Origin of the sequence: Thermomonas sp., assembly GCF_041905325.1 — a bacterium.
In the GTDB taxonomy this organism is placed as follows: domain Bacteria; phylum Pseudomonadota; class Gammaproteobacteria; order Xanthomonadales; family Xanthomonadaceae; genus Thermomonas.
Genome location: NZ_JAYRLK010000003.1, coordinates 283118 through 289206 on the forward strand (window position 1 = coordinate 283118; position 6089 = coordinate 289206).

General features: G+C 69.7%; 5 protein-coding genes and 1 pseudogene. 2 read left to right on the forward strand and 4 right to left on the reverse strand.

The genetic code is table 11. The features are described from left to right. Positions 1–44 precede the first annotated feature (44 nt). Positions 45–824, reverse strand: a complete 780-nt coding sequence (locus ACE3OK_RS05365; RefSeq protein WP_374248517.1) for an SDR family oxidoreductase — start codon at positions 822–824, stop codon at positions 45–47. A 59-nt stretch (positions 825–883) separates the two neighbouring features. Here ACE3OK_RS05365 and ACE3OK_RS05370 point away from each other — a divergent pair, with 59 nt between their 5' ends. After that, entirely contained in the window at positions 884–1102 is a 219-nt protein-coding gene (locus tag ACE3OK_RS05370) for a hypothetical protein (protein ID WP_374248518.1), read from the forward strand. A gap of 19 nt (positions 1103–1121) precedes the next feature. Here the strand turns inward: ACE3OK_RS05370 and sppA are convergent, their stop codons facing one another. Both sppA and ACE3OK_RS05380 read right to left on the reverse strand, forming a co-directional pair. Beyond that, complete coding sequence (gene sppA, locus ACE3OK_RS05375; protein ID WP_374248519.1) at positions 1122–3014, reverse strand: signal peptide peptidase SppA; 1893 nt, start codon at positions 3012–3014, stop codon at positions 1122–1124. Between the two features lie 73 nt (positions 3015–3087). After that, on the reverse strand, positions 3088–4470 hold the full coding sequence (locus tag ACE3OK_RS05380; RefSeq protein ID WP_374248520.1) for an MATE family efflux transporter: 1383 nt from the start codon (positions 4468–4470) through the stop codon (positions 3088–3090). Between the two features lie 180 nt (positions 4471–4650). On the opposite strand from ACE3OK_RS05380, the gene ACE3OK_RS05385 reads away from it, so the two are divergent. Further along, the gene (locus tag ACE3OK_RS05385; RefSeq protein ID WP_374248521.1) at positions 4651–5679 is read left to right on the forward strand and encodes a DUF3667 domain-containing protein; all 1029 of its coding nucleotides are present in this window, start codon (positions 4651–4653) and stop codon (positions 5677–5679) included. A 36-nt stretch (positions 5680–5715) separates the two neighbouring features. Here the strand turns inward: ACE3OK_RS05385 and ACE3OK_RS05390 are convergent. Continuing rightward, positions 5716–6089: pseudogene (locus ACE3OK_RS05390) on the reverse strand (hypothetical protein); the annotation flags it as partial.

The window sequence follows — 6089 nt, forward strand, 5'->3', positions numbered from 1 at the left end:
CCCATGCAGGGGGCCATCACGCCACGGTGTGCGGCGGGCGGCCTTCAGAAACCATAACGCAAAAACCCGCCATCCACGGCGATGCACTCGCCGGTGACGTAGCCGGACGCCGGCAGGCACAGGAAGGCGACCGCCGCCGCCACTTCCTCCGGCTCGCCGATGCGGCCCATCGGCGTGCGCAACAGCACCTCGTCCAGATAATCGGGATCGGCCAGCTTGCCGCTGGTGCGGCGGGTGCGGATGTACCACGGGGCAACGGCATTGACGCGAATGCCGTCCTCGGCCCATTCCACCGCGAGATTCCTGGTCATCTGGTGCAGCGCCGCCTTGCTCATGCCGTAGGGCGCGCCGCTGCGCACGTGGGTGAGGCCGGACACGCTACCGATGTTCACGATGGCGGAGGCCGCGTGTTTCGACAGCAGCGGGTGCGCCAGCCGGCACAGCTCGAAGGCGGAGAACAGATTGGTTTCGAAGATCCCGCGCCACTGGTCCTCGCCGTAGTCCAGCGCCGGCCGGGTGAGGTTGCCGCCGGCGTTGTTGACGAGGATGTGCAGGCCGCCCTGGTCGCGGGCCCAGTCGATGATCTCGGCGCGCTGTTCGTCGTCGGTGACGTCGGCCGGCACTGCCAGCACCGCGTCTTCCGGGCCGGGGAATTCGTCTTCCAGTTCGGCGCGCGCCTGCTCCAGCAAATCGGCGTCGCGCGCCACCATCAGCACCTGCGCGCCGAAGCCCAGCAGTTCGCGGCAGATGGCCAGGCCAATCCCGGCGCTGGCACCGGTGACCAGCGCGCGGTGGCCGGCAAGATTCCAGCGGGGCAGGGGCATGGGCGGCTTCCGAAGGATGTTCGGCGCTAGGATAGGCCAAGTTCCCGTGGAGATGCCCCATGTACCTGCGCCTGTTGCTGCCGCTGCTGTGTCTGCTGGGCGCGTGCTCGGCGCCCCCGCCGGAACGCGAGCAGCGCCCGGAGCCGCAGGCGGCCCCGGCTTCGCCCATCACCTCCAGCGCCAACGCCTACAAGGGTGCAGCCAGTGCGGCGGCAGCGCAGACCGAGGACGCGGCGAAGCAACAGCAGAAGGACCTCGACGACGCGGCGGCCCGCTAGCCGTCGCGTCGCAGCACGCTTACAGCGGCGCGCAGAAGCAATACGCCAGCGCCTTCACGCGCTGCTTGCCGCGGGTGTCCAGCGCGTCCTGCACGAAACGCAGTGCCGGTTGGGCCTGCACGCGGCGGGCCAGCAGCAGCTCGGCGGTACCGCTGTCCTGCAGCAGGGCCAGCCCGGCGCGGCTTTGCAGCATGCCGCCCAGCCATTGCGAGAGCGGGGTGGCGTTGTCTTCGAGGTAACGGGTTTGCCAGCCATCCGGCGCGCCCAGCTTGGCGCGGCCGGCGGCGTCGGCCACCGCGTCCTTGAGGCCGCCGAAGGCATCCACCAGCCCGCGTTCCTGCGCCTGCGCACCGCTCCATACGCGGCCCTGGGCAATCGCGTCGATCTGTTCGACGGTCTTGCCGCGCGCACCGGCCACCTTGCCGGTGAAGTCGCGGTAGCCCTTCTCGATCACCGCCTGCACGGTGGTGGCCACACCCGGGTCCAGCGGGCGGGTGAGATCGAAGGCACCGGCGTACTTCGTGGTGGCCACGCCGTCGGTGTGCACGCCGAGCTTGCCCAGCGTGCGGTCCAGCGTGGGGAACAGGCCGAAGATGCCGATCGAGCCGGTGATGGTGGACGGGTCTGCATAGATGCGGTCGGCGTTCATGCTGATCCAGTAGCCGCCGGAGGCAGCGACGTCGCCCATCGACACCACCACCGGTTTGCCGGCGGCTTTCAGGGCGGCCACTTCGCGGCGGATCTGTTCGGAGGCGAACACCTCGCCGCCCGGCGAGTTCACCCGCAGCACCACCGCCTTCACGTCGTCGTCGTCGCGGGCCTGGCGCAGCAATGCCGACGTGGAGTCGCCCCCCACCTTGCCGGCCGGCTGCTTGCCGCCGGCGATCTCGCCCTCGGCCACCACCACCGCCACCTGCGGGCGGGTATCGGCTTGCGGCAGGCCGCGATCCAGGTGTTGCAGATAGATGTCCAGCGGCACCTGGCGATAACCGCCGTCGGCGTTGTCGTCGGCCACGCCGCGCTGGGCGAGCAGGGTTTCGACGTCCTCGCGGGTCTTCAGCGCGGTGACCAGCTTCTGTTGCATCGCCAGTTGTGCCAGGTCGCCGTGCGCGGCGGCCACTTCGTCGGGCAGGGTGTTGGCGTAGTTGGACAGGGTGGCCGGGTCGATGCCGCGCGCCTTGCCGATGTCGGCCAGCATGCGTTGCCAGACATCGCCCATCCAGTACAGGTCGGCTTCCTTGGAGGCTGGCGAGGCGGCGTCGAGGATGAAGGGCTCGGCGGCGGATTTGAACGTGCCCACCTTGAACAGGTGCATGTCCACGCCCAGCTTGTCTTGCAGCGCCTCGCGGAAGAACTGGCGGTAGGACGCCAGGCCGTCCAGCATCACGCCGGCCTGCGACATCGGGTCCAGGTAGATGTCGTTGGCCTGCGCGGCCAGCAGGTATTGGCCTTGCGAATACCCTTCGCCATACGCCACCACCTGCTTGCCGGCGGCGCGCACCGCGGCCAGCGCCGCGCCGACTTCGCGCAGCGACGCGAAACCGGAAGGTTCCAGCTCGTCCAGATTCACCACCACCCGCTCGATGCGCTTGTCGGTGCGAGCGGCCTCCAGCGCGCGCAGGACATCGCGCAGGCGGGTTTCGCGGCAGTCGCGGCTGTGGGTGGCGCGGGCCAGGCTGCGGCTCAGGGCATCGCAACTGTATTGCTCCACCAGCCGGCCTTCCGGCGCGAACACCAGCGCAGTGCGGTTTTGCAGCGGGGTCAGCTTGCCGCCCCCCAGCATGGCCACCAGCAGGATCACCAGCACCAGCAGGAACAGCAGGTTCAGCGCCAACCGGCGGGTGAAGTTGATCGCATCCCAGATCCCCACGATCAGGCGGGTGATGGGGCCGCGGCGGCGCGGTTCGTTCATTGCAGGACTCCGGGAAAAACGGGCCGCGGCAGGGCGGCAGACAGGGGAATGCTAACGGACTGGCGGGCGCCGCTCATGCGGCATCGGTCATGGCCACGGTGGAATCCGGCCTGGTGGGCGGCAGCGCGCTGATGCGCAGGAAGCGCCGTGCCAGCAGCAGGGCGGCCACCAGCAGGCCGGCGGTCAACCCCAGCCACATCCCGCGCGGGCCCCAGCCCAGCCACAGACCCAGCCCCGCGCCCACCGGCATGCCGATGCCCCAATACGCCAGCACCGCCAGCCACATTGGTACGCGGGTGTCTTGCAGGCCACGCAGCGCGCCTGCCGACACCACCTGCACGCCATCGGGAAACTGGAACAGCGCCGCGTACAGCAGCAGGCTGCCGCCCAGCGCGATCACCGCCGGATCGGTGCTGTACAGCTGGGCGATGCCGGCATGGCCCAGCGCCAGCAGCAGGGCCGAACAGGCCTGCGTGACCAGCGCCAGCGCCAGCCCGGCGAAGGCCGCGTGGCGAATGCCGCTGCGGTCGCCGCGCCCGAACGCATGGCCCACCCGCACGGTGGTGGCCTCGGCAATCCCGAACGGCAACATGAAGCACAGCGTGGCCACGTTCAGCGCCACTTGGTGCGCGGCCACCGGCACTTCACCCAAGCGTCCGATCAGCAGCGCGGTGGCGGCAAACAGCCCGCCTTCCATGGTCACGGTGATGCCGATCGGCAACCCGTTGCGCAGCAGTTCGCGCTGCGCCGGCCACTGCGGCCATTCGAAATGCGCGAACAGCTGCAGGTCGGCGAAGCGGCGGCTGTGCCACAGGTACAGCGCAAAGCCCAGTGCCTGCACCCAGAACATCACGCTGGTGGCCATCCCGATGCCGGCTGCACCCAGTTCCGGGGCCCCCAGCCGCCCGTTGGTCAGCACCCAGGCCAGTGGCGCCAGCACGCACAGGCCGCCGAAGCCCAGCAGCATGGTGGGCAGCGACCAGTGCAGGCCGTCGCTGAGATAGCGCATCGACAGGTACAGGGTGAACGCCGGGATGCCCCAGCGCACCGCGTGCAAGAACCCCACCACCCCGGGCACGATATCGGGCGCGATGCCCATCGGCCGCAGCAGCAGCGGCAGCGCGCTGAGCAGGACGAACAGCAGCAGGCCCAGCAGCGCCGCCAACCACAGCGCCTGCCGGAACAACGGGCCGATGTCCCCGCGCCGGCCGGCCCCGTCGCGCTGCGACACCGCCGGTGGCAGCGCCATCAGCACGCCCATCGGTGCCAGCAGCGGCAGCCACAGCAATGCCGTGCCCACCGACATCGCCGCCAGGGTGGCGGTGCCGTGGTGGCCGGCCACCAGCGCATCGACGAAACTCACCAGTCCCGAGGCCAGGTGCCCGGCCGCCAACGGCGCGGCCAGGCGCGCGGTGCGCGCCACGTCGTGACGGAAGCGGTGGGGCAAGGTGGGCATGGGGAACCGGAGGCGGGTGCGCTGGCGTCGCCGCGCACGGCCTGTCATTTTATCGGAATGCAGACCGATTCCCCGCCCGTTGTGTCCGACGATCCCCCGCCGACAACCGCTTGTTGCAACTGCGGCGTGGCCTTGCAGGGGCCGCATTGCCATGCCTGCGGGCAGCCGGTCAAAGGCCTGATGCGCCCGCTGGGCAGTGTGTTCGGCGACTTGCTGGACAGCGTGTTCGACTTCGATGCGCGGATCGTGCGTACGCTCAAGCCCTTGTTCCTGCGTCCGGGATTTTTGAGCCTGGAATATTTCGCCGGGCGGCAGGTGCGTTACGTCACCCCGTTCCGGTTGTTTTTCTTCCTGGCCGTGCTGGCGTTTTTCGTGGCGCGGATGACCGTGCAGATCGATGCCAACGTCGACTTGGGCGAAGGCAACCAGGCCATCGCCACGGCACCCACCGTGGACGCGGTGGTGCGCGAACGCGATGCGCGCCTGAAGCAGATGGACGAGGCCAAGCGGAGGATGGCGGGCACGCCGGCCGCGACCGGCATCCCGGGGATCGAGGCCGGGCAGCAGGCCATCCGCAATACCGCCGACAAGCGCATCCGCGAGTTGCAGGGCACTGCCCCCAAGGCGGCCACCCCGGCGGCCAACCGTGGCCTGGTCATCAACGGCCAGCGCTGGGATGCCAAGGACCACCCCATCGCCATCGACTGGCTGCCCGACTTCGCCAACCGCTGGCTCAACACCCAGGCCCGGCACGCCAGCGACAACGTGGCGCGCCTCAAGCAGGATCCCGGTGCGTTCAAGGATGCCGTGCTGTCGGTGATCCCCAGCACGCTGTTCGTGCTGGTGCCGATCTTCGCGCTGCTGCTGAAGCTGGCCTACGTGTTCCAGCGCCGGCTGTACATGGAGCATCTGGTGGTGGCGCTGCACAGCCACGCCTTCCTGTGCCTGTCGCTGCTGCTGTTGCTGCTGGCGCACCTGCCGGCGGAAACCTTCGCACCGGAAGGCACGTGGTTGAACGGCGTGTTCGACTGGGTGATCGGCCTGCTGCTGGCGTGGATGCCGGCATACCTGCTGCTGATGCAAAAGCGCGTGTACGCGCAGGGCTGGCCACTGACCTTGTTGAAGTTTGCCGGGTTGGGGGTGGTCTATTCGGTGCTGCTGGCGATGGCGGTGACCGCAGCGGCCTTGATCGGGCTGGTGGAAATGTGACTGCCCCGCTGCTGGCGGGCAGCGAGGTGGGTACTGCTAGTTTTGCAGCTGCGCACGCAGCCATGCTGCACGTTGCGATGGAGGCTGCGCCAGCAATGCACTGCGCAGATCGGCGCGCGCTTCCGGCGCGGTGGTCTGCGCCAGCCGTGCCATGGCATCGATCTCTTCACGGCTGGCCGTGCGCAGCAATTGCAGCAGTGGCAGGCGCTGCGACGGCGGGATGAAGGCGAACAAGGCACCGATGCGCGGCCAGTCGCGCCCCAATTGCGGGCCCAGGTGCCAGCCGCGATGTGCATCGAAGGATTGTTGCGCGTAGCGTTCGCGCAGGGCGGCGGGGGGGGGGGGGGGGGCCCGCGGGGGGGCGCGCCCCCCCCCCGGCCGGGGGGGGGGGCGGGGGGGGGGGGCGGGGG